Raw genomic sequence first — 22,755 nt, 5'->3', positions numbered from 1 at the left:
GTGCTCAGCTCCAACGTTGCGCCCACCCAGGAACACCCCCTCTTTGTCCGCCCCACTCATCGAAATGCGCGGCATCACCAAGAGCTTCGGCGCCGTCAAGGCGAACGAGGGGGTCGATCTCAGCGTTGCGCCCGGCGAGATCCTCGGCCTGCTCGGCGAGAACGGCGCCGGCAAGACGACGCTGATGAACGTGCTGTTCGGCGCCTATGCGCCGGATGCCGGCGATATCCTGGTCGAGGGCAGGCCCGTCGCCATCCACAGTTCGGCCGATGCGCTAGCCGCAGGCATCGGCATGGTGCACCAGCATTTCCATCTGGCGCCGCGGCTGACGGTGATGGAAAACCTTCTGATCGGCATTCCCGGCAAATCCGGCCGCATCGATCGCGCCGGCGGGTTGGCGCGGCTCAAGGAGATCGGCCGCCGGCATGGTTTGAGCCTCGATCCCGGCCTGCCGGTCTCGGCGCTATCGGTCGGCGAGCAGCAGCGGCTGGAGATCATCAAGGCGCTGTTTCGCGGCGCCAGGCTCCTGATCCTGGACGAGCCGACGGCGGTGCTGGCGCCGAGCGAGGTCGACGGCCTGTTCGCCGCGCTGCGCTCCATGGCTGCGCAAGGGCTCGGCATCATCTTCATCTCGCACAAGCTCAACGAGGTCCGGGCGCTCACCCATAGCTGTGTCGTTCTTCGCCATGGCAAGGTCGCCGGCCGCGTCGACCATCCGGCAGAAACGACCTCGGCCGAAATGGCGAAGCTGATGTGCGGCCACGAGATCGTGCCGCCGACCAAAGAGGCTTCGACGCCCGGCGCCTCTGTGCTGACGCTGGACGGCGTCTCCACCTCCGGCCATCCCGGCACGCCGCTGCGCGACGTCTCGCTTTCCGTCCGCGCCGGGGAGATCCTGGGCGTTGCCGGCGTTTCTGGAAACGGCCAGCGGGCGCTCGCGGACGTCATTTCCGGCATGTTGCAGCCCAACGCCGGAACGATGACGATAGCCGGCAAAGCGGTTGTGGCGTTTTCGCCACGCGAGCTGCAGGCCCTCGGCCTCGGCCGCATCCCGGAGGATCGCATGACGACAGGGCTGGTCACCAACCTGCCGCTTGCCGATTCCATGGTGCTGCCGCGCATCGGCACCGAGGCGTTCAGCAGCAAGGGGCTGCTCAATCCCGCCGCGATCCGCGCCTTCGCCGAGGAACAGATCAAGGCCTATGACATACGCTGTCCCGGGCCGATGGCGCGCGCCGGGGCGCTTTCGGGCGGCAATCTGCAGAAGGCGCTACTGGCGCGCGAACTCGCTTTCGACCCAAAAGTGCTGATAGTTTCGCAGCCGACGCGCGGCCTCGACATCGGCGCCGCCCGCTTCATCCACGAGAAGTTCCTGGCCATGCGCGCCAAAGGCTGCGGCATCATCGTGATCAGCGAGGATCTGGAGGAGTTGCTGATGCTCTCGGACCGCATCGCGGTGATGTATGAGGGCCGTGTCGCCGGCACGCTTTCCGGCGCGGATGCGACTGTTGCAAGGCTCGGCCTGATGATGACCGGCGCGGAGGGGCACGCCTGATGTTTCGTCTGGAAGCCCGCACGTCGACGCCGGCCTGGTTCAATCTCGCATTGCCGCTGCTGGCCATAGCCGTCGCGCTGGTGTTGTGCAGCGGCCTCATCGCGGTCGCCGGCGCCGGCGTGATCGAAGCCTATGGCGTGATGCTCTCGGCCTCGCTCGGCGACAGCTACGCCATCACCGAGACGCTGGTGCGCGCAGCACCGATGATCTTCACCGGCTTGGCGGTGGCGATCGCCTTCCGGGCCAAATTCTGGAATATCGGCGCCGAGGGGCAGCTGCTCGCCGGCGCCGTGGCGAGCTGCGCCGTCGGTGCGATCCCGATGCCGGGCTATCTCGCCATGCTTTTGATGGCGCTGGCGGGCGCGGCCGCCGGCGCGATCGTCGCGCTGGTGCCGGCGACGCTCAGGGTCAAATTCAAGGTCGACGACGTGGTGAGCTCGCTGCTGCTCAACTCGGTCATCTATTACGCGCTGATGGCGCTGATCGAGGGACCGTGGAAGGACACGTTCAGCGGCTATCCGATCTCGCCGCCGATCGAGGATTCGGCCAATTTCCCGGTGCTGATCGAAGGCACAAGGCTGCATCTCGGGGTCATCGTGGCGCTAATCGCAGCACCGCTTTGCTGGTTCCTGATCGCGCGCACCACGCTTGGCTTCCGCATCCGCGTCACCGGCGAGAACCCGGAAGCGGCACGCTATGGCGGCATCAACGTGCAGCGCGTGCTGCTTTCCGCCGCGCTGCTCTCCGGCGCGCTCGCAGGGCTCGCCGGCGTCGGCGAGGTCGGCGGCGTGCATTTCCAGGTGATGAGCGACATCTCGCCGGGTTACGGCTATTCCGGCATCGTCGTCGCGATGTTAGCCCGGCTCAATCCGCTCGGCGTGGTGCCGGCGGCGATCTTCCTGGCCGCGGTCATGACCGGCGCCGAGGCGATGTCGCGTGCGACCGGCGTGCCGGCTTTCCTGAGCGACGTCATCCAGGGCACGGCGCTGCTTGCCATGCTGGTGGCGCTGCTCTTCACCGCCTATCGCATCCGCCGCGTCGGAGCGTCAGCATGAGCGCGGTGTTCGAACAGATTTTCCAGGTCGGCTTCCTCGCCGCCATCATCCGCATCGCTACGCCGCTCGCTTTCGCCACGCTCGGCGAAATGTTTTCCGAGCGCGCCGGCGTGCTCAATCTCGGCATCGAAGGCATCATGCTCTTGTCGGCGATGGCCGGTTTCACCGCAGCCAGCCTCAGCGGCAGCCTGTGGCTGGGCGTACTGGTCGCCGTGCTCGTCGGCGCGCTGATGGGCGCGCTGCAGGCGCTGTTCACGGTCGCGCTGGGCCTCAGCCAGCATGTCTGCGGTATCGGCGTGACGCTGTTCTCGTCCGGCTTGGCTTATTTCCTCTACCGGCTGATCTTCGGCCAGCAATCGGTGCCGCCGAGCATCGACGGCTTCAAGCCGGTGCCGATCCCGTTGCTGTCGGACATCCCGATCCTCGGGCCGGCGGTGTTCAACCAGTTCACGCTGGTCTATCTCGCGATCCTCGCCATCCCGCTCGCCGCCTTCGTGCTCTACCGCACGCCCTGGGGGCTGTCGGTGCGCATGGTGGGCGAAAATCCGCGCGCGGCGGATTCCGCCGGCGTCAGCGTGATTGCCACGCGCTTCCAGGCGGTGATCCTCGGCGGCGCGCTGATGGGGCTTGCCGGCGCGTTCCTCACAATGGCGCAGTTCAACGCCTTCACTTTCGGCGTGGTGTCGGGCCGCGGCTGGGTGGCGATCGCGCTGGTCGTGTTCGGCCGCTGGGATCCCTGGCGTTCGGCGGGCGCCGCGCTGCTTTTCGCCTTCGTCGACGCGCTGCAGCTTAGGATGCAGGCCAGCGGGCTCGGCCACATCCCCTACGAAGCGTTCCTGATGCTGCCCTTCATCTTCACCATCATCGCCATGGCCGTCATGTCGCGCAACGCGGTGGCACCCTCGGCGCTGCTGAAGCCGTTCAGAAGGGAGGAGCGGTAGATCGTCCAGAGTTCCTCGCCCCCCGCCATCGGCGGGGAAGAGGTGGCCGCGAAGCGGCCGGAGAGGGGGCTGCCACGCTGGTGATTTTCACCAACCAACACGGAGGCCGAGCCCTTCCCCTCTCCGTCTCGGCTTCGCCGAGCCACCTCTCCCCCACCTTCGTGGGGGCGAGGAACTGGAGTCTGGAAAGCCTCAGATCGCCGTAAAAGCGTTATCCACGAACAGATGCGCGCCGTTGACGAAGCTCGATTCGTCGCTGGCGAGGAACAGGGCGGCCTTCGCCACTTCCTCCGGCTCGCCGATGCGGCCCTGTTGCGTGGCCATGGCGGCATCCGAAACGTCGACGCCGAGCTTGCCGAGATCGGCGACCTCGCGCATTCCATGCGGCGTGCGGATGAAGCCGGGACAGACGGCGTTGCAGCGGATGTTGCGGTCGCGGAACTCGACCGCGATGGCGCGCGCGAACATGTGGCAGGCGCCCTTGGTGGTGTCGTAGAGCACTTCATTCGGCGTCGCCGCCACCGCCGAGATCGACGAGGTGCAGACGATCGAGCCACCGCCGGCGGCGATCATGCCGGGCAGCACCGCGCGCGTCATCAGGAACATCGAGCGCACGTTGACGGCGTGCAGCCAGTCCCATTCCTGCAAGGTCGTCTCCAGGAAAGGCTTTATCACGATGGTGCCGGCGTGGTTGAACAGCACGGTGACCGGGCCGAGTTTGGCCGTTGCTGCCCTGACCGCGGCTTCGACCTGCGTTTCGTCCGAGACATCGGCCACGAAATGTTCGACGACATGGCCACGGGCGCGGATCGCCGCGGCGGTCTTGCCGGCCGCCTCGCCGTTGCGGTCGATGATCGCCACCTTGGCGCCTTCGGCGGCAAACAGCTCGGAAGCCGCTCCGCCCATACCCGTCGCTCCGCCCGAAATGATGGCGACCTTGCCCGCCAGCCTTCCTCCCATGTCTTTTCTCCGTCCTGTTTCGAGCCTTTGTTTGTTCGGGCCGATGCTATCCCTGACATTCGGGATGGCCAAGCTCTGTCGAACAAAGGGCTTTTTGGCTTCGGAGGGCCGTTCCGATCGACCGACTCCAGGTCGGGCCAGAGGCCGACGCTGCTCGCATCGACGGTCGGCACCTTCTTTCAAGGGTAAGAAAAACCACCTTAGGCCGGAATCTGAGAACGTTGTTTTAAAAACTTCCCAAAAATAGCAATCGACAAAGTCTACTAATTTTATAGATTAATGGCCGAGACGGAGGCTCGACCATGACCTACATGCAGAACGCTCAGCGCAAGGGCCAAAGGCTGATCACCGGTGAGAGCTGGAGGCCCGCCTATGGCGGCGCCTTCGCCTATCTCGTCTTCGCGCTGGCATTCGTGTTCACCGGCGCGGTGGTGCTGGGTCTCATTCCCTGAGCGGAAGCGGGCTGAGGCTCGCCATCAAGACAATCTGAGTTTGAGTAGTCGGAGCAAAAACTGGCCAAGCGCCGGAGCGTTTTCGCACGCCTGCGTCTTGGATGGAGCGGGACAACCCAACGTGATGGAGGAGATGGCAATGCCGATCGAGTTCACGCATGTTCCCGGTAAGCCTGGCAATGGCAGCTTCTTCTATGATTTCGTCGAGACGGCGACCAAGCTGTCGCTGATCGAGGACGCCGGCTTTCGCAAGCTGGTGGTCGACGACCCAGCCGGCCTGCTCACCAATATGGACATCGCGGCGCAGACGCTCGAGCGCACGGCTTCGCTGGAAGTCGTGCTGACGCATTGGGCCGGCGTGATCGAACCGACCGTGGCGGCAAGGCAGCTGGCGGCGCTCGACGCGAAGGGCGGCGGCCGCCTGTCGCTCAGGATGCTGAGCGAGCCGCTCGAAGACAGTGACGCCGAGGCGCGTCCTGTCGGCCACAGCGTGGTCTGGCAGCGCATCGACGAATATCTGGTGCTGTTGAAGCGCCTGTGGTCGAACGACAAGCCTTTCGACCACGAGGGCGCATTCTACAGCGTCAAGGGCGGCTACGTGCCGCGCAAGGGTCCGCACGGCGCCGACCTGACCATCCGTCTCGGCGGCCAATCCGGCACCGCGCTGAAGGTCGCCGGCCGGCACGCCGATGTCTTCGAACTGGCCGCCGGCTCGCCGGACGAGGTTGCGCAGCTGATGCAGCGCGTGCGCAGCGCCGCCGCCGAGCATGGCCGCTCGGGAAAACTGCGTTTCGCCCTGCCCGTCCGTATCCGCTCCGAGGGCTGGTCGGAAGCAACCGATCACAAGGCGATCGAGGTCGTGGGGCCGCCGGCGCGGCTTGCGCTTTCGCTACTGCCCTACGCAGCGCTCGGCATCGAGGAATTCATGATCGGCGGCATCGACCGTCCGAGCGAGATTGCCCGGGTCGGGCGCGAGACGGTCACGCTGATTTCGAATTCGCTGGCGCGGCGCGAAGCCGACACGCCGCCGCCAGGAACCTTTGCGTCGCGCCCCTTCACCGAGGCCCACGTCCGCTGAGAGCGCGGATCGAGGCGAGACCCTGTTGCGGCCGGTCTCGTCAAGGATCGACGGACGGCTGCTGCTGCGGGACATAGTCCACGCCATCCATGACATAGTCCGCGAAAAGGAAATCGCGGATGCCAGCGATCCTGCCATTCTCCCAATCGATGAGGATGAAATAGCGCGGCGACCCGTCCGGACGATCCGGGCTGGTGACCAGGATGGCGGGCCGGCCTTCGACGAGGCCGGTGGTGAAATGCCAATGCGTCTCTTCGGAATAGCGGCCGAAGTAATTGCCGACATAGTCCTTGCCTTCGGCGCGCAGCCGATTGACCAGTTCCAGCTTGACGTCATCGGCGAGCAGGCTGCGCAAGGTGTCGAAATCCCGGGCGTTGAAGGCCGCGACATAGTCGCCGAGGCGCCGCATGTCTTGCCGGTCGAGCGTGGGGCGCGGCGATGCCGCCCGAGGCGCGGCCGCCAGCTTGCGCAGGCTCTCGCGACCACGCTGCAGCGCGCCCTTGATCGCGGTCTCGGTGGTTTCGAGGATCTCGCCGATTTCTTCCAGGCTGTGGCCGAGCACGTCCTTCAGCACGACCGCGCATCGCTGCGCCGGCGGCAATTGCATCAGCTCGGCGAGGCTTGCCTCGGCGGCGATACGCGCATCGACGGGCGAATCTTCGTCGGCGATCGTGTCGAGCTCGACCTCGCTCTCCCTCATCTGCAAGCGGGCCCGTTTGCGCAGGAAATCGAGCGCCGAATTGTGCACGATGCGAAACAGCCAGGGCTCGGTCTTTTCGGGCATGTCGCCATTCCTGATCGCCACGAAGGCTTTGGCCAAAGCTTCCTGGACGATGTCCTCGCCATCGATGACCGATCCCACCATCCGCGAGCCGTAGCGATGCAGCTTGGCTCTCAGGCCGGCGGCTTCGCGCTCGAAGGCGCGAAGCCTGGCTTCGGTCGTCGCGACGGGATGGTCATGCGAACCGGTCACGCAGCCTCCTAATGTTCGATCCCGCCAGTGTGGGAATAGGTTGTGTGACCCATCACGCTCTCGCCGGTTCCATGCTCCATGATCGTCTTCATATACTCGGCGAAATGAGGATCGCTGCGGAAGGCGGCGATGTCTTCGGCCGAGCGCCATTGCGAGATGTTGACCACCTTGCTGCCGTCGCCGCCGACGACCACGGACGAGGACAGCGAACCCGGCTGCTTGCTGAAGAAGCTGCGCGTCCCTTCGGCAAGCGCCCTTGCCAGGTCCTGCTGCTTGCCGGGCTTGGCGGTAAAGACATTGATCAAGGTCACTGCGGTCGACATGGTTTTGCTCCGTCTGTCCTGGTGGCGGAGGCCGTCGCGGCTTCCGCTATCGTCACAACCGTCAAGACGAAGGCGATGCCTGGAACGGAACGGTGCATGCAAAAAAAATTTGGCCGTCGTCAACTGACGGTCGAAGGGCCAGCCACACAAGTGCCATCGATCGGCAATGCACGAGAAAAATTCCTGCCCGCCGTTCCGAAAGGCATTCGTCCTTCGTCTTGGTGGGTGCCGATGCTTCCAGCGCCGGCATCAATCAAGGGAGAAGCAAATGTCGATCCTGTCCTCCATCGATCGCCTGGCGACCGAATACGCAGCTGTGCATGCGCGCTATCGGGCGGCGCGGACACTCTATTTGCTGCCGATGGACATCCGCAAGGATATCGGCTGGCCGGAACTCGGCGATCCTGGCGATGCGGAGCTCTTCAGCCCGCCCCGTTCGCGAGCCGCGACAGCGCGGTGACGACGGCTTCCGAATCCGCCAGCGCGCCGAAGACGCCGTCCTCGACCGTCACCATGTGGAGCGCGGCCTCGTGCGCCTTTTGGTCGCCGCTGGCGCAGGCGTCCGCAATCGTCAGGCACTGGAAATTGCGGTCGCAGGCCTCGCGCAGCGTGGTGTGCACGCAGACATCCGTCGTGCAACCGGTGAACAGGAGATGTGTGATGCCCCGCGCCCTCAGGATCAGTTCCAGATCCGTATAGGTGAAGGCGCCGTTGCCGGTCTTGTCGACGACGATGTCTTGCGGGTTGACTTCTATATCGGCGACGATCTGGAAGCCTGGGCTGGAGCGCAGCAGGATGTCGGTGCCGTCCAGTCCCGCCCGCTTACGGCGCCATTTCTGGTAAGGCGTCATGTCGGCCATGTCGGCGCGGTAGCCTTGCCTGGTGTGGACGATGGTCAGGCCAGCGGCGCGGCCGGCCGCAATCAGCCGGTTCACCGCCGGCAGGATGGCCCTCAGCGCCGACGGATCATAGCCTTTCTTGGCGAAGTAACCTGTCGGCGACAGGAAATCCTCCTGCAGGTCGATCACGAGCAAGGCGGTGTTTTGCGGCAGCAGCCGGCCGTCATACGGGAAGTCGAATGGTGTTGCCTTGATCATCGCCCGATGCCTTGTTTGCCGTCCGCATCGTGGCTCAGCGACGGCGGAGCCGTCCAGACCTCACAATGCCGAACTCATCACGCCAGGGCGATGGCGCGATTTGTTGATCAATAAAATCACCTTTAGAGTTGACTATGTAACTCATGTTTTCTAGTCAACCAGCGTTGGCCGCCCGGCGACAGCCAGGCAACGGCGGCTTGGAGACGGATGTTGACCGGAACTGGTACCCAAATGGCCTTTCATGTCGACGCGGTACGCTTTGCCGTCGGCGAGCGCACGCTGCTTGGGCCGGTCTCGTTCCAATTGCAGCGCGGGCGCGTCTACGGGCTGATCGGCCATAACGGCTCCGGCAAGTCGACGCTGATCAAGCTTCTGGCACGGCAGCAGCCGATAAGCTCCGGCGACATCCGCTTCGCCGAACGTCCTTTGGCCGGCTGGGGCGCGCGCGAGCTTGCGCGGGCGCTGGCCTATCTGCCGCAGACGACGCCGGCGGCAACCGGCCTTGCCGTGCGCGAGCTGGCGGCGCTCGGGCGTTATCCCTGGCATGGCGCGCTCGGCCGGTTCGGACCGGAAGACAAAGCCCATGTCGAGGAGGCGCTGGCGCTGACCGACATGAGCGCTTTCGCCGACCGGCTTGTGGACGAGCTTTCCGGCGGCGAGCGGCAGCGTGCGTGGCTCGCGATGCTGGTGGCGCAGAATGCCGGCGTCATGCTGCTCGACGAACCGATTTCGGCGCTCGATATCGCGCATCAGGTCGAGGTGTTGGCGCTGGTCAAGGACCTCAGCCGCAGGCGCGACCTTTGCGTCGTCGTGGTGCTGCACGACCCCAACATGGCGGCGCGCTATTGCGACGAGCTGATCGCGCTGAAGGAAGGCCGGCTTTTAAGGCGCGGCACGCCGGGCGAGATCATGCGGGGCGACGTGCTCAAGGACATTTTCGGCGTCGAGATGGGCGTGCTCGAACATCCCGTCACCGGCCAGCCCATCGGTTACGTGCAATGATGAAGCGAGGACGAGCCTTGTCCCGGAACATTCTTCTCGCGGCGTTGGCCGCATCGATCATTCTTTCGACAGGCGCGGCCACGGCTCAGCAGCCGCCGGCGACGGCCGCGCAGGTACCGGCGATGCAACCGCCGGCGGCCGCCTCGAGCGCCGCACCGACCGCAGGGCAGCCGGCGGGGCCGGGCACGCAGCCCGGCCAGAGCGCGGCGGGCGGCGGGGAGGCGCCTTCCGCCATTTCGCTCACGCTGCCGCATGATCTGTCGCCCTGGGGCATGTTCATGGCGGCCGACATCGTCGTCAAAGCCGTCATGGTCGGGCTTGCCTTTGCTTCGCTGGTCACCTGGACCATCTGGCTCGCCAAATCGCTTGAGATTCTCGGCGGCAAGCTCAGCGCTCGCCGCGCGGCCGCTGCCATCGGCAATGCCGCGACGCTGATGCAGGCCGGCCGCGCGCTTGGCCACGGCAACGGCCCTGGAGCGCTGCTGGTGCGCGCGGCGGAGGAAGAGCGCGCGCTGTCGGCCGGAGCGCTGGATCATGCCTCGGGCGACGGCCTGAAGGAGCGCGTCACCTCCAGGCTGTCGCGCATCGAGGCGGCAGCTTCGCGGCGCATGTCGCGCGGCACAGGCCTGGTCGCGACCATCGGTTCGACGGCGCCCTTCGTCGGGCTGTTCGGCACCGTCTGGGGCATTATGAACGCCTTCATCGGCATCTCGCAGGCGCAGACCACGAATCTGGCGGTGGTGGCGCCGGGCATCGCCGAAGCGCTGCTCGCCACGGCGATGGGCCTGGTAGCCGCAATCCCGGCGGTGGTCATCTACAATGTCTTCGCGCGATCGATAGCCGGCTACAAGCAGATCCTCGCCGACGCCTCGGCTGGGGTCGAGCGGCTGGTCAGTCGCGACCTGGATTTTCGCACCGTGCCGCCGGCAACGGCGATGGCGGCGGAGTAAACGGCTATGGCGGCGCGGATCCGTGAAACGGCCGGCGGCGATCTCGAGGAGAGCCACGAGATCAACGTCACGCCGTTCATCGACGTCATCCTGGTGCTCCTGATCATCTTCATGGTCGCCGCACCGCTGGCGACCGTCGATGTCAATGTCGATCTGCCGGGCTCGACGGCAACGCCGGCACCCAGACCCGAGACGCCGCTGTTCCTGACGCTGAAGAGCGACCTGACTTTGGCCATCGGCAATGACAGCGTGCCGCGTGCCGCCTTTGCCGCGGTGCTCGACAGCCGCGCCAAGGGTGACAAGCAGACGCGCGTCTTCCTGCGCGCCGACAGAAATGTCGGCTATGGCGAGCTGATGGACGTGATGAACCTGCTGCGCGCCGCCGGCTATCTCAAGGTCGCGCTGGTCGGGCTGGAGACGGCATCGGGCGCCGACAGCACGGCTCCGGCCGCAGGCGGAGGCCCTGCGCCAGCGGCAAGCGGGAGCCCGGTCCCATGACCCAAGCGATCGCAACCTTGTCCTCCCAGCCGCGCCTCGGCACAAGCGAAGCCGGTCTGTGGACAAGCGCGGCCGCGATCATTCTCGCCGCGCATGTCGCGGTCGCCTATGCGGTGCAGAACCTCAGCTTCGCCGAGACGCCGGATGGCGGCTCGCCACCGGCGCTGGCGGTCGAAATGGCGCCGCTCCCGACCACGCCGGCCGTGCCGGAAGAAGTGGCGGCGCTGGATAAGGTCACGCCGGATCAGCCTGACACGGCGGCGGAGACGGAAACGCCCGCTGAAGTAAAACCGGCGACCGATCCGGTGCCCGCGCCGGTCGCGGAAGAAGCCAAGCCGGTCACGGATCAACCGGTGGAAGCCGACAAGGCGGAAGAGGTCGAACCGGCGGAGCGGGCCGTGGCGACGCTCAGCGAGCAGCAACCGTTGGAAGAGGTCGCTCCCGATCCTGTCGAAGCGGTCGCACCCAAGGTGATCGTTCCGCTGCCGCAGCCCAACCCGGTCGAGACGGAAATCAAGGCGAACAAGCCGGTCGAAGGCAAGAAGAAGGCGGAAAGGAAACCGGTCGAAAAGCCGAAGCAGCGGTCACGAAAGGAAAAGGCCGACCCGCCCAAGGCAGTGACGACGGCCAGCATCGATGCCAAGGCAGGCGCGAAGGCCGCAGCGCCGCAATCCTCCGACGCGGCGCCGCGGCCAAGCGTCGGCCCGTCGCGGTGGAACGCCAGCCTGCAGGCATGGATCAGGCGGCACACGCGCTATCCGAGCGCGGCGAGGTCCAGGCGGGCCGAAGGCACGCCCAACGTAACCTTCGCCGTGGACGCATCGGGCCGGGTGGTTTCCGCCAGGCTGGCAAGGTCATCGGGCGACGCGGATCTCGATCGCGCGGCGCTGGGAGCCCTGCAGGGCGCGTCGGTGCCGGCGCCGCCGGCGGAGCTCGGCCAGCGCGTCACCCGCACGGCGCCGTTCGTCTTCAGTTTGCGGGACTAAACAGAATTGCTGTAGGCCTGCAAGGTGGATGGTGATAGGCGGCTACTAGGTTCGGCTTTATCCAGGAATTGTTCCGAGAACCCTGCCCAATGGAAAGCCAGATGACGATACTCACCCGCCGCATCCTTCTTAAAAGCGCCGCGGCCGCCGGCGCGGCCGGTATCGGCCTCGCGGCCGCTGGCAGGTTTGTCGGCTGGGCGGCGGCGAAGCCCGAGCCGCTGATCCTGAAGACCGCAAGCATCGAGGCGAAGCTGACGGACGGCGCGCCGACGAAGAATGTCCTGACCTATGGCGAGGCAGGCCCGCCGCCGGTCGTCAGGATGAAGAAGGGTGAGCCGTTCGCCGCGCGGCTCGTCAACGGCATCGACGACCCGACCACGATCCACTGGCACGGCATCCGCGTTCCGAACAAGATGGACGGCGTGCCGTTCCTGATCCAGCCCTATGTCTATCGGGGCGACCATTTCGACTACGCCTTCACGCCGCCGGACGCCGGCACTTTCTGGTACCACCCGCACTGCGACACGCTGATACAGACGGGTCACGGGCTGACCGGCGTGATCGTGGTGGAGAACCCGAACGATCCGAAATTCGATTCCGAAGTGGTGATCAATCTGCGCGACTGGCGCCTCGGCGACGACGGCCAGTTCATCGAGCAGTTCCGGCCGCGCGACGCGGCAAGAAGCGGCACCTTCGGCACGGTGCGCACCGCCAACTGGCTCGACCAGCCGCAATATGACGCGCCCGCCGGCGGCCTGGTGCGGCTGAGGGCGGCCATCACCGACGTCACCCGCATCTATGCCTTCCGCGTCGAAGGAGCCGAGGCGGCGGTGATCGCGCTCGACGGCAACCCTGTGCCGCAACGCTTTGCACCCGACGCCCTGCAGCTTGGTCCCGGCCAGCGGCTGGAATTCGCCATCCGCATGCCGGACGAGGAGGGGGCGATCGTCAGCCTGCGCGACGCCAGGGGGACCAAGCCAAAGATCTTGGCGACGTTGCGCGCGGTTGGAAAGTCTCTCAAGCGCGACATGCGCGATCTTGGGCCGCTGGAGGTCAATCCGGTGGCCGAGGTGGATGTCGCCGACGCCAAGCATGTTTCGTTGGCGCTCAGCGCCACGGCGGAGAACCTGCCCATCGACGGCATCTGCGGCTCGCTCGGCTACAGCTTCTGGGCGATCAACAAGGTGCCGTGGTCGGGCGATACGCCCGATCCGACAGCGCCCCTGGCGGAACTGAAGCTCGGCAAGAACTATGTCATCGACATGGAGAATCTCACGCCGCATTCGCACCCCATCCATCTGCACGGCATGAGCTTCAAGGTGCTGTCGTCCTCGACGCGGCAAGTCCAGCCGTTCGTCTCCGACACCTACCTCATCCAGCCGAACGAGAAGGTTCAGTTGGGCCTCGTCGCCGACAACCCCGGCGACTGGCTGCTCCACTGCCACATCATCGAGCACCAGAAGACGGGCATGACGAGCTACTTCCGGGTGGTGTGAAGATGGCCGGGCATGAGTCTTGCCGCGCTCTGAAGTTTTCGTGAGCGCCGTCCGGTTGACTCGATCCTCTGGTTACCTAGCTGTGCAGGAGGGCGTCAGGGGCGCACGAAATCCGACAGCAGGCATGACATCTTTCCGTATTCGAAAGCTCGCCCTTCTTCTGCCCGCGGGCATCTCAATCCTGTCTTCCTGTGTCGTCCCCGACGATACGTCGCGGGTTGCGAAAGAGGACGTCACCACCGCCGCAGCCCGCAAGGAACTGGTCGGTCTCAGCGAGGCCGACATTCGCATGTGCGCCGGCTTTCCGACCGCGACGGCCGATGCAGGACCCTCCGGCCAGATCTGGACCTATCAGCGCAGCGTGCAGCGCGGCAATCTCAACATCGCGGTCCCGACCTTGGCCGTGGGCGCGATCCCGGCAGTTGGAGGGTCGCTCAACGTCTCGCCCGGAGGTTACTGCAACACGCAGATCCGCATGCTCAACGGCCACGTCGCCGAGGTGGCCTATGCCGGTGACAACAACCTGCCGAACAGCCGTGATGCACTCTGCGTCAGCACGGTGGACGCCTGCGTGGCCTATGCGCGCCAACACCGTTACAAGACTCCGGCGGTCTCCAGGTGAGTGGGAACAGCCGAAGCCAAGCGGGAGCGCCCATTTCTTGCCGGCCGTTGCCGCCAGGAAACATGATCTAACGCTCATATGTGCGGCGGAAAATCAAAGTGATCGCCGGCCGCCCCAAATCGTCCCCAATCCGGCGGTTCTTCCGACCCAACCTGGAAACGATGGAGAGGTCGATGAAGTTGTCCGTTCTTGCCCTTGCCGGGGCCATGCTCGCGCCGACGTTTGCGGTGCAGGCGGCGCCAATGATCGCGGTGCCGGAGGACAGAGGCGGTCTGGTTCAAGAGGCGCATGTGACATGCGCCTACCTGACCGAGGACGGCTACTGCGTGCGGCCGCACAAGAAGCACAATTATTGGAAGCCCAAGCACCACTACCGGCAGATCTATCGCACCTATGAGCCGCAACCGGACGAGTATTACTGGCGCTACCAGCGTCCGCGGCCGGTCATCCGAGTCGTTCCCAACTATCCGCGAGAGGATGAAGACAATTGGGATGATTGGGACAATTGAGGCTCTCTGAGGCCGAAAAGCTGTCCTGCGTTTTGCAGGACGCTCGTAGGCCTCGCGGGCTGTAACCGATCGGCGGATGCATGGCCGGACAGTCGTCCATGCATCCGCAACCCGCGTTTCTCGCCTACCAGCCGAACAGCAGGGCAGCGCCGCTCTGCCCGTCGCCGGCCTGCGCGACGTTGGCGTCGGTGTTTCTACCGAACTGGAAAATGCCGTAGGATTTGTCGTTGCCGTCCTGCCGCAAGGTAGCGGAATGTCCGCTGCCCTCCTGTCGAATTATGCCGAGGTTGCCGGCACCATCCTGACCCACGCCGGCGCGGTTGTTCCGCCCGAACTGCCTGATGTGGGCACCGCTGCGCAGCCCGTCGTAGAGCGAATAGGCGCGCAGGCCGAGATCGAGCGTCCGCGCATCGCGGGTCGTCCGTGGCGAGTAGTAGAACCCGATCGAACCGCCCGCCATTGCCGGAGCGGAAGCAAGGGGCAGGCCGATGGCCGCGGCGAGCGCGGTGGCTTGGATGAGCTTTGCAATCTGGCGGTTCATGATGCCTCTCCTTGTGGCTTCGATCGTTTGATGAGCCACAGTCGCACAACGAAGCTGAACGGTGACGGAAGGCTGCGTTCAGCAGCCGTTCAAGACCTGGAGCGGCGTGGCCTTCGGCAGGGTCACCGACGGTCCAAGCATCTTTTGCGGAACTCAGGACGGAAAGACGTCACTCGCTTCCCGCTCCGGCTTGGTGCAAATGGCGGAAGGCTCCAGTCGCCCGGAGCCTCCTTTCGATCTGCGAAGAAAGCGACGCTCAAGTTGCGCCAGGCACCTGCTTGACGCAGCTGACGCTCGTCCCGCCAGCGGTCACTTTCAGCTTGACCTCGTAGGCGGCGCCATTCGCTCCCAGGCTTATCCGGCCGAGCGAGGCGGAATTGCCCGCACGGGCTTCGAAGGCGCCGCCCTGCCGGATGTTGGCGGAGCCGGACGTGCCGCCGCCGGAGACGCTGACCGTGTAGGTGCCGCTGATGCTCCTGTCGGCATAAGCCAGGGGTTCCAGGAGGATGGCGTCGCCTTGGAGCGTGTCTCGTATCTCGCATCGCAGCGGCCCGGAATTCGCGTCATCCTTGCCGGTCATCGCGCCGGCTGCGCCGGCGGCGATCGCGACTAGAAGCGTGGCCGATGCCACTGCCTTTCGCTTGTCCAATTTGGTCATGGATGATCTCCTCGCCATGTCGGGATGGTGGCCGGCAATCGCATTGCCGGCCATCGTGGCTCAGGGGCAGTCCTGGACGAAGGCGGCGACGTTGCCGCTGCCACCCTGGCTGACGTCGGCGTTGCACCCGTGGCCAACCTGGACGCCGGCGGCGATGTTGCCGTTGCCGTCCTGGGTCAGGATCGCGGTGTGGTTCGAGCCGAACTGGGCGATGCCCGCGGCGTTCCGGCTGCCGTACTGATAGGTCGCGCCGTAGTTGTTGACGCCCTGCTGCCCGATCACCGACCGGTTGCGATGACCATATTGCTGGCCGATGGCGGTGTTGAAGCGGCCATCCTGGTAGACGTGTATGCGGTTGCGGTAGCCGTGCTGGGCGCCGCCGGCGGAATTGCGCCAGCCATATTGTTCGATGTTGACGTCGTTGGCCATGGCGGGCGCAACAGCGGTGAACCCGACGACGGCGGCAAAGGCTGCTGCGATGATCGATATGCGGGTCATGAGACTTCTCCTTCGATGCGGCAGAGGACCGCGGGTTGAACGGCCCCTTTGTAGGGGGTTGGCCCGGAACGGAGGCTGAAGGCTCCATTCAGCGAAAATTCATGACGGTTCGTTCGGACGCTTCAGAGACCGGAGACATACCGGCCGGGGAACCTTCGGGATCGACCGCGTGGAAGCGGCTGTTGTGGGGACTGCATTCCGCCAGCACTTGATTTCAACGTGCTTCGGCGGCGTGGCCTGACGCTGGCGACGTACTTCGAGCATGTCGACGAAGCGGATTTGCCGGCGCTTCGCAGGGGCTGCAGCCAAGGGCGAATGGCACGTCCACCATGGACATGCTCAGGCCATAGCAGCGGCCCGTAAGAACGGAACTGCCTACAGCGACTCACCAGAACCAGGTTGTGGGCTTGCTCGCATCATGTGCCGCCGTGTACACGATCCCAAGGATTGGGGAGGATAGAATGGTATTGGTACCGGCCTATAGCCAGATGTTGTGGCCTGCGGTCGTCGCGCTCAAAGAGCTTGGCGGGTCCGCGACTAACGACGAACTGCTCACGAAAGTAATCGAGGTAATGCATCTCTCGGCTGAGGTGCAAAACGTTCCGCACACAGACGGACGACAGTCCAAGGTCGGCTACAATCTTCACTGGGCCAAGACCTACCTCAAGAAGGCAGGGTACGTAGACAACAGCGTGCGTGGGGTATGGGCGCTAACCGACGCAGGAGAGAACGTCTCGGAGGCGGTAGTAGCTCAGGTTCCCTCTCTTGTCAGAAAGATGGACGCCGACGCGAGGAAAGCTGCACCCGTGAGCAGCGAAGAACCCGCTGCGGACGCGCTCGACATAAACTGGAAAGATCAACTGCTAGAATGCCTCAGGAAGATCCAGCCGGACGCCTTCGAGAGACTGTCGCAGCGCCTGTTGCGTGAGGCTGGCTTTATCAAGGTGGAGGTGACAGGCCGAGCTGGGGACGGCGGCATCGACGGCATTGGGGTCTTGAGATTGAATCTCCTTTCCTTCCAGGTCCTGTTCCAATGCAAGCGCTACAGCGGTTCGGTAGGACCAAGCACGATCCGTGACTTCCGTGGCGCAATGGTGGGGCGGAGCGACAAGGGACTGTTGATTACCACCGGCACCTTTACTGCCGAGGCGAAGAAGGAGGCCACGCGCGACGGGGCTCCTGCGATCGAGTTGATTGACGGCGAACAGCTATGCGATCTCCTCAAGCAGCTAAGGCTTGGGGTTTCGACGGAGATGGTTGAGAAGGTTCTGGTTGATCCCAGTTGGTTCAGCAAGGTGTGAAGGCGCGGATTGTCGGCCACATCGCGGATCACAACGCAGGCCCAATACCCTGAAACAGGGAATAAAGCGTGGGGAATAGCCGCGGGGAAACGTCTTCCGACCATTTCCGCTAACGTTGTTTTAATAGGAGATTTCTGAGTTTGTAATCCGCTGGTGGAGCTGAGGGGGATCGAACCCCTGACCTCATCATTGCGAACGATGCGCTCTCCCAGCTGAGCTACAGCCCCGTTCCAGCGGATCGGCTTGTATCGGTCGCGGCGGTTTGATGTCAAGGCGAAACGGTTGCCCCGACGCGATGCGCCGTGGTTGGCGGGCCTTGCCGGTTCGCCAAGCAATGGCTACATGTCGGCGACAATTCGGAGACCGGCATGATCGCCCTCATTCAAACCATCGTCATGGCGCTCGACCTCTATTGGTGGGTCATCATCGCCTCGGCGATCTTTTCCTGGCTCTATGCCTTCAATGTCGTCAACTCGCGCAATCAGTTCGTCGACACCATCGCCAACATGCTCTACCGGCTGACCGAGCCGGCGCTCAGGCCAATTCGCCGCTTCATGCCCGATCTCGGCGGCATCGACATCTCGCCGATCATCCTTCTTCTGATCATCTTCTTCATCCGGCAGTTCCTGCTCACGACCGTGCTGTCGCTGGTCGTCTGAGGACCGGTCGGTCGATGAGCACGCCGTTTCGCCCGCGCGGGGATGGCATCGACCTTCACGTGCGGCTGACGCCGAAGGCGGCGCTCGACCGGATCGACGGCGTCGAAACGACCGCCGACGGGCGCAGCCATCTCAAGGCCCGCGTGCGGGCCGTGCCGGAGAACGGGGCGGCCAATGCGGCGCTGGAGCGGTTGGTGGCCAAGGCGCTCGGCGTGCCGGGGTCGTCGGTTTCGGTGGTTGCGGGCGGCACGTCGCGGTTGAAGACGGTACGGATACTGGGTGATGCGGCGGCGCTGGCGAAAAGCGTCGAGGCGCTGATCGGCACCTGAGACCGGATAAATATCGCCAGTTGGCGGCGCTACGGGTTCGAGATCGAGCAGGCCGAGCCACCTTGCTCACCGCAGACAAAGCAAGACCGCTCAATCGCCCAGCGGCAGCTTCGGATCGTCGACCTTCAGAGTGTTCACGCTCTGCTTGATGCGGCGCAGGTTCTCCAGCACCTTCGGTCCGCGCGATTCCGCCACCGTGGTGGCGATCATGTCGACGATGGCGAGCAGCGCGTAGCGCGACGAGGTCGGCTTGTAGATGTTGCCGTCCTCGAAAGGCTGCAGGTAGATCACCGTGTCGGCGACCTTGGCCAAGGCGGAATCCGGCGCGGTGACGGCGACGGTGGCGGCGCCATATTGCTGCGCGACCTCGACCGCCTCGATCACCGAGCGCGCATAGCCGGAGACCGAGAAGGCGACCAGCGTCGTCTCCGGCGTCGCGACCGCGGCATACATGCGTTGCAGCTGGCCGTCGATCTGGGCGAGCGCCGACAGTCCCAGCCGGAACAGACGGTTCTGCATTTCGGTCGCCATCATCGAGGAAATGCCGCCGGAGCCGATGCAAAGCACGTTGCCGGAGCCGGCGATGCGGGCGGCCACGGCCATCAGCGTCGTCATGTCGAGGTTCTCGCTGGCGCGCTGGATCGCGGCGATCGCCGCTTCGGTGATCGCGGAGGCGACGCGCTGCTCGCGCGCGTCGCGGCTCAGCGGCTCCGGCGACAGATACTGGCCGCCGATGGCGATCGCCTGCGCCAGATAGAATTTGAAGTCGCGCAGGCCCTCGCAGCCGAGATTGCGGCAGAACCGGGTGACCGTCGGTTCGCTCACGCCGACGCGCGCGGCGATTTCCGAGATCGCCGCCTTGGAGGCGAAATCGAGATCGGAAAGCACCAAGCTCGCCAGGCGGCGGTCCGACTTGGTGCCGTCCTGCGAGATCAATTGCAGGCGTGTGATGATGTCGGCGGGGGTCTTCATCTTGCCATCGTCATGTCTTCATTACAGCGGCAGGCCCGTCGCCTTGTCGAAGAGATGGATGTTACGCGGGTCGACGCTCACCGGCAGTCTGTCGCCGGGCTTCACCTGCAACCGGTCGCGGAACACGGCGCGCACCGTGTCGTCACCGACCGAGCCATAGACATGGGTTTCCGAGCCGGTCGGCTCGACGACGTCGACGTCGATCGTGACGGCGTCTTCGGTGGCGCCGATGACGAAATGCTCGGGGCGGATGCCGGCCTCGACCGTGTCGCTGCCGGATGCTGCCTTGCCGGCAAGCGCCAACCGGCCGCCGCCTCTGGTCTCGAACCAGGACTTGCTGTCGGCGGTCTTCAGCGCGCCGGAAACAAAGCTCATCGAAGGTGAGCCGATGAAGCCGGCGACGAACTTGTTAGCCGGCTTATCATAGAGCTCGAGCGGCTGCCCGACCTGCTGGATGCGGCCGCGGTCCATCACCACGATGCGGTCGGCCATGGTCATGGCCTCGATCTGGTCGTGGGTGACATAGACGATGGTCGATTTCAGCCGCTGATGCAGCGCCTTGATCTCGGTGCGCATCTGCACGCGCAACTGCGCGTCGAGGTTGGAGAGCGGCTCGTCGAACAGGAAGACGGAGGGCTCGCGCACGATGGCGCGGCCCATGGCGACGCGCTGGCGCTGGCCGCCCGACAACTGCCTCGGATAACGGTCGAGATAGGAAAAGAGGTTCAGCACCCCGGAGGCTTTCTTGACCTTGTCGTCGATCGCTGCGCGGCTTTCACCCCGGATTTTAGGCCCGAAACCGATATTGTCGGCCGCCTTCAGATGCGGGAACAACGCGTAGGACTGGAACACCATGGCGATGTTGCGCTTCTGCGGCGGCAGGTCGTTGGCGCGCATGCCGCCGATCACGAGATCGCCCGAGGTGATCGTCTCCAGCCCGGCCAGCATGCGCAGCAGCGTGGACTTACCGCAGCCGGACGGTCCGACCAGCACGACGAACTCGCCGCTCTTGATCTCCAGGTTGATGTCCTCGAGGATTTTGTGCTGGCCGAAGGATTTCGACAGGTTGCGAAACTGGACGTCGGTCATCGTCACGCTCCCAAAATATCGTCGATGAAAGGCAGGTAGCCGGCTGTCAGTCCGGCGTCCACCGGCACCACCGCGCCAGTTATGCCGGATGCGCGGTCGGAGGCGAGGAAAGCCACGGCCTCCGCCACCTCCGACGCGTTGACGATGCGGCCGAGCGGATAGAGCCGTTTCAGCCGGCCGAGGATATCGGGGTCCTTGGCCAGGCGATGGTCCCAGGCGGCGGTGCGGATCGAGCCCGGGCAGACGACATTGGCGCGAACGCCGCTGCGGCCAAGCTCGACGGCGATCGACTTGGCATAGGCGTTGATGCCGGCCTTGGCCGCGGCGTAGGCGGGGTTGCCGAAATGCGAAATCGCGTTGACCGAGGAGATGAAGACGACGTTGCCCGAACCGCGCCCGGCCATCGCCTTGATCAGCGGATCGGCGAAAGTCATCACGCCTGTCAAATTGAGATCGAGCTCCTGCTCTATTCTGTCGGCCGTCAGCGCATCAATCGTCTCGGCACGCGTCCAGCCGGCATTGTTGATCAGGATGTCCGGCACACCGTCGCTGTCGAGCAGCGCCGGGATCGCCAGCTCGATCGAGGCGCGGTCGAGCAGGTCGAAGACGTGGCGCGAGGCGATATGCGAGTTGGCGAGCGCTTCGGCCGACTGGTCGCAGCCAACGATGCGGGCGCCACGTTCGGCCATCAGCGCCACGATCGCCGAGCCGAGGCCGCCGCCGGCGCCGGTAACGACAACGGTCTTGCCCTCGAAATCGGCCTTCGACACCACGATACGCGCTCCTCCGTCACGTCAAACAGCGCTGGAACGCTATCCAATGAAATGTAATTAAGCAACATGATAAACCGCTTGCATCGGCGAGAACGGCAGATAATGTAGGAAAGTCACATAAATCCTGAGCCCATCAGGGCCAGGCGCGAATGCGCATCAATGGGAGAAATCAAGATGAGCCTTGCGAAATGGACTGTCGGCCTGTTGGCCGGAATGAGCATGCTGGCGCTGGCAGCACCCGCCGATGCGGGCGAGGTGCGCGTGACCGTCGCCGAATACAGCGCCAAGACCGGCCCCTATTTCGAAGCGGTGAAGAAGGAATTCGAGGCGGCCAATCCCGGCATCACCATCAAGTATGAAGTGGTGCCGTGGGATGTGCTTCTGCAAAAACTCACAACCGATATCACCGCCGGCACCAATGCCGATCTGTCGATCATCGGCACGCGCTGGCTGATCGACTTCGTGCAGCAGGATGTCGCCGAGCCGCTCGACGGCTACATCAAGCCCGAGTTCAAGGACCGCTTCATCGACACCTTCCTGCAGCCCTCGATCATGAACGGCCATACCTACGGCCTGCCGATCGCCGCCTCGGCGCGCGCCATGTACTACAACAAGGAGCTGTTCGAGAAGGCCGGCATCGCCAAGCCGCCAGCGACCTGGACCGAGCTGCAGGAGGACGCACGCAAGATCAAGGCGGTCGGCGCCTTCGGCTTCGGCCTGCAGGGCAAGGAGATCGAGACCGACGTCTATTACTACTACGCGATGTGGTCGCAGGGCACCGAGATCCTCAACAAGGACGGCACGTCCGGTTTGAGCACGCCGGGCGCGCTCGAGGCCGCCAAGCTCTACAAGTCGATGATAGATGAGGGCCTGACCGAGCCGGGCGTGACCTCCAACAACCGCGAGGACGTGCAGAACCTGTTCAAGCAGGGCAAGGTCGGCATGATGATCACCGCACCCTTCCTGTCCAACCAGATCAAGGAAGAAGCGCCGAGCCTGAAATATGGCGTCGCCGCCATTCCGGCCGGTCCGACCGGCGCGCGCGGCACCTATGGCGTCACCGATTCCATCATCATGTTCAAGAACTCCAAGAACAAGGACGAAGCCTGGAAGCTGCTCGACTTCCTGTTCACCAAGGAGCAGCGCGCCAAGTTCACGCAGGGCGAAGGGTTCCTGCCAGTGAACAAGGAAGAGGCGAAGATGGACTATTACGTCAACAACGCCGATCTCGCCGCCTTCACCGCGCTGCTGCCCGACGCGCGCTTCGCGCCGGTCATTCCGGGCTGGGAGGAGATCGCCCAGATCACCTCGGACGCCATGCAGAAGATCTATCTCGGCAGCGCCGAGCCGGAGGCTGCCCTCAAGGAAGCGGCGGCCAAGGCCAATGGCGTGCTGAAGAAATAGGGCGTATCTCCCTGCGCCCGTGGCGCGCCCCACC

General features: G+C 64.7%; 27 protein-coding genes and 1 tRNA gene. 17 read left to right on the top strand and 11 right to left on the bottom strand.

From position 1 onward, the window contains the following. The first annotated feature begins 43 nt into the window (after positions 1-43). From P9236_RS18765 to P9236_RS18755, 3 genes are read left to right on the top strand one after another with little or no spacing between them, the layout of a single operon-like run. Positions 44-1,555 carry an ABC transporter ATP-binding protein gene (locus P9236_RS18765; RefSeq protein ID WP_278075977.1) on the top strand — a complete coding sequence of 504 codons (1,512 nt, stop codon included), beginning with the start codon at positions 44-46 and terminating at the stop codon, positions 1,553-1,555. Further along, a complete protein-coding gene (locus P9236_RS18760; RefSeq protein ID WP_278075976.1) occupies positions 1,555-2,610 on the top strand; it encodes an ABC transporter permease in 1,056 nt (351 codons plus the stop codon). The genes P9236_RS18765 and P9236_RS18760 overlap by 1 nt, the downstream gene beginning before the upstream one ends. Continuing rightward, positions 2,607-3,551, top strand: a complete 945-nt coding sequence (locus P9236_RS18755) for an ABC transporter permease (protein ID WP_278075975.1) — start codon at positions 2,607-2,609, stop codon at positions 3,549-3,551. The genes P9236_RS18760 and P9236_RS18755 overlap by 4 nt, the downstream gene beginning before the upstream one ends. 192 nt (positions 3,552-3,743) lie before the next feature. Here the strand turns inward: P9236_RS18755 and P9236_RS18750 are convergent, their stop codons facing one another. Beyond that, the gene (locus P9236_RS18750; protein ID WP_278075974.1) at positions 3,744-4,511 is read right to left on the bottom strand and encodes an SDR family oxidoreductase; all 768 of its coding nucleotides are present in this window, start codon (positions 4,509-4,511) and stop codon (positions 3,744-3,746) included. Positions 4,512-4,813: 302 nt separating this feature from the next. Here P9236_RS18750 and P9236_RS18745 point away from each other — a divergent pair, with 302 nt between their 5' ends. Continuing rightward, entirely contained in the window at positions 4,814-4,963 is a 150-nt protein-coding gene (locus P9236_RS18745; RefSeq protein WP_278075973.1) for a hypothetical protein, read from the top strand. 139 nt (positions 4,964-5,102) lie between these two features. Continuing rightward, a complete protein-coding gene (locus tag P9236_RS18740) occupies positions 5,103-6,041 on the top strand; it encodes an LLM class flavin-dependent oxidoreductase (RefSeq protein ID WP_278075972.1) in 939 nt (312 codons plus the stop codon). Between the two features lie 40 nt (positions 6,042-6,081). Here the strand turns inward: P9236_RS18740 and P9236_RS18735 are convergent, their stop codons facing one another. Both P9236_RS18735 and P9236_RS18730 read right to left on the bottom strand, forming a co-directional pair. Continuing rightward, positions 6,082-7,014 (bottom strand): sigma-70 family RNA polymerase sigma factor, encoded by a 933-nt coding sequence (locus P9236_RS18735; protein WP_278075971.1) that lies wholly within the window; start codon positions 7,012-7,014, stop codon positions 6,082-6,084. An 8-nt stretch (positions 7,015-7,022) separates the two neighbouring features. Continuing rightward, on the bottom strand, positions 7,023-7,337 hold the full coding sequence (locus P9236_RS18730; RefSeq protein ID WP_278075970.1) for an antibiotic biosynthesis monooxygenase family protein: 315 nt from the start codon (positions 7,335-7,337) through the stop codon (positions 7,023-7,025). 268 nt (positions 7,338-7,605) lie between these two features. On the opposite strand from P9236_RS18730, the gene P9236_RS18725 reads away from it, so the two are divergent. Next, the gene (locus P9236_RS18725; protein ID WP_278075969.1) at positions 7,606-7,797 is read left to right on the top strand and encodes a hypothetical protein; all 192 of its coding nucleotides are present in this window, start codon (positions 7,606-7,608) and stop codon (positions 7,795-7,797) included. Here the strand turns inward: P9236_RS18725 and P9236_RS18720 are convergent. Continuing rightward, complete coding sequence (locus P9236_RS18720; RefSeq protein ID WP_278075968.1) at positions 7,760-8,434, bottom strand: isochorismatase family cysteine hydrolase; 675 nt, start codon at positions 8,432-8,434, stop codon at positions 7,760-7,762. The genes P9236_RS18725 and P9236_RS18720 overlap by 38 nt on opposite strands. Before the next feature lie 231 nt (positions 8,435-8,665). On the opposite strand from P9236_RS18720, the gene P9236_RS18715 reads away from it, so the two are divergent. From P9236_RS18715 to P9236_RS18685, 7 genes are all read left to right on the top strand, one after another. After that, positions 8,666-9,436 (top strand): ATP-binding cassette domain-containing protein, encoded by a 771-nt coding sequence (locus tag P9236_RS18715; RefSeq protein WP_278075967.1) that lies wholly within the window; start codon positions 8,666-8,668, stop codon positions 9,434-9,436. Positions 9,437-9,453: 17 nt separating this feature from the next. After that, complete coding sequence (gene exbB / locus P9236_RS18710) at positions 9,454-10,386, top strand: tonB-system energizer ExbB (protein ID WP_278075966.1); 933 nt, start codon at positions 9,454-9,456, stop codon at positions 10,384-10,386. A gap of 6 nt (positions 10,387-10,392) precedes the next feature. Beyond that, positions 10,393-10,884 (top strand): TonB system transport protein ExbD, encoded by a 492-nt coding sequence (gene exbD / locus P9236_RS18705; protein WP_278075965.1) that lies wholly within the window; start codon positions 10,393-10,395, stop codon positions 10,882-10,884. Continuing rightward, positions 10,881-11,870: an energy transducer TonB gene (locus P9236_RS18700; RefSeq protein WP_278075964.1), complete on the top strand. Its 990-nt coding sequence runs from the start codon at positions 10,881-10,883 to the stop codon at positions 11,868-11,870. The genes exbD and P9236_RS18700 overlap by 4 nt, the downstream gene beginning before the upstream one ends. 101 nt (positions 11,871-11,971) lie before the next feature. Beyond that, positions 11,972-13,366: a multicopper oxidase family protein gene (locus tag P9236_RS18695; protein ID WP_278075963.1), complete on the top strand. Its 1,395-nt coding sequence runs from the start codon at positions 11,972-11,974 to the stop codon at positions 13,364-13,366. Between the two features lie 124 nt (positions 13,367-13,490). Next, positions 13,491-13,988 (top strand): hypothetical protein, encoded by a 498-nt coding sequence (locus P9236_RS18690; protein WP_278075962.1) that lies wholly within the window; start codon positions 13,491-13,493, stop codon positions 13,986-13,988. A 173-nt stretch (positions 13,989-14,161) separates the two neighbouring features. Continuing rightward, positions 14,162-14,497 carry a hypothetical protein gene (locus P9236_RS18685; RefSeq protein WP_278075961.1) on the top strand — a complete coding sequence of 112 codons (336 nt, stop codon included), beginning with the start codon at positions 14,162-14,164 and terminating at the stop codon, positions 14,495-14,497. Positions 14,498-14,621: 124 nt separating this feature from the next. Here P9236_RS18685 and P9236_RS18680 read toward each other — a convergent pair whose 3' ends face one another. From P9236_RS18680 to P9236_RS18670, 3 genes are all read right to left on the bottom strand, one after another. Next, entirely contained in the window at positions 14,622-15,038 is a 417-nt protein-coding gene (locus P9236_RS18680; RefSeq protein ID WP_278075960.1) for a curlin, read from the bottom strand. Between the two features lie 256 nt (positions 15,039-15,294). Next, complete coding sequence (csgH, locus tag P9236_RS18675; RefSeq protein ID WP_278075959.1) at positions 15,295-15,696, bottom strand: curli-like amyloid fiber formation chaperone CsgH; 402 nt, start codon at positions 15,694-15,696, stop codon at positions 15,295-15,297. 60 nt (positions 15,697-15,756) lie between these two features. Next, a complete protein-coding gene (locus P9236_RS18670) occupies positions 15,757-16,194 on the bottom strand; it encodes a curlin (RefSeq protein ID WP_278075958.1) in 438 nt (145 codons plus the stop codon). A 461-nt stretch (positions 16,195-16,655) separates the two neighbouring features. Here P9236_RS18670 and P9236_RS18665 point away from each other — a divergent pair, with 461 nt between their 5' ends. Beyond that, positions 16,656-17,495: a restriction endonuclease gene (locus P9236_RS18665; RefSeq protein WP_278075957.1), complete on the top strand. Its 840-nt coding sequence runs from the start codon at positions 16,656-16,658 to the stop codon at positions 17,493-17,495. Positions 17,496-17,646: 151 nt separating this feature from the next. Here P9236_RS18665 and P9236_RS18660 read toward each other — a convergent pair. Further along, positions 17,647-17,722 (bottom strand) — tRNA-Ala (locus tag P9236_RS18660). A gap of 141 nt (positions 17,723-17,863) precedes the next feature. Here P9236_RS18660 and P9236_RS18655 point away from each other — a divergent pair. Together P9236_RS18655 and P9236_RS18650 are read left to right on the top strand one after the other, a co-directional pair. Then, positions 17,864-18,154: a YggT family protein gene (locus tag P9236_RS18655; RefSeq protein WP_278075956.1), complete on the top strand. Its 291-nt coding sequence runs from the start codon at positions 17,864-17,866 to the stop codon at positions 18,152-18,154. A gap of 14 nt (positions 18,155-18,168) precedes the next feature. After that, on the top strand, positions 18,169-18,483 hold the full coding sequence (locus tag P9236_RS18650) for a DUF167 family protein (RefSeq protein WP_278075955.1): 315 nt from the start codon (positions 18,169-18,171) through the stop codon (positions 18,481-18,483). A 90-nt stretch (positions 18,484-18,573) separates the two neighbouring features. Here the strand turns inward: P9236_RS18650 and P9236_RS18645 are convergent, their stop codons facing one another. From P9236_RS18645 to P9236_RS18635, 3 genes are read right to left on the bottom strand one after another with little or no spacing between them, the layout of a single operon-like run. Beyond that, the gene (locus tag P9236_RS18645) at positions 18,574-19,455 is read right to left on the bottom strand and encodes a MurR/RpiR family transcriptional regulator (RefSeq protein WP_278075954.1); all 882 of its coding nucleotides are present in this window, start codon (positions 19,453-19,455) and stop codon (positions 18,574-18,576) included. A gap of 21 nt (positions 19,456-19,476) precedes the next feature. Beyond that, a complete protein-coding gene (ugpC, locus tag P9236_RS18640; RefSeq protein WP_278075953.1) occupies positions 19,477-20,544 on the bottom strand; it encodes a sn-glycerol-3-phosphate ABC transporter ATP-binding protein UgpC in 1,068 nt (355 codons plus the stop codon). Between the two features lie 2 nt (positions 20,545-20,546). After that, positions 20,547-21,317, bottom strand: a complete 771-nt coding sequence (locus P9236_RS18635) for an SDR family oxidoreductase (protein ID WP_278075952.1) — start codon at positions 21,315-21,317, stop codon at positions 20,547-20,549. Between the two features lie 174 nt (positions 21,318-21,491). Here P9236_RS18635 and P9236_RS18630 point away from each other — a divergent pair, with 174 nt between their 5' ends. Next, a complete protein-coding gene (locus P9236_RS18630) occupies positions 21,492-22,721 on the top strand; it encodes a sugar ABC transporter substrate-binding protein (protein WP_278075951.1) in 1,230 nt (409 codons plus the stop codon). Positions 22,722-22,755 lie beyond the last annotated feature (34 nt).

This window comes from Mesorhizobium sp. WSM4884 (assembly GCF_029625675.1).
Classification (GTDB): Bacteria; Pseudomonadota; Alphaproteobacteria; order Rhizobiales; family Rhizobiaceae; genus Mesorhizobium.
Note: the sequence above shows the minus strand (reverse complement) of the source record. Positions and strands in the feature narration are given on the sequence as shown.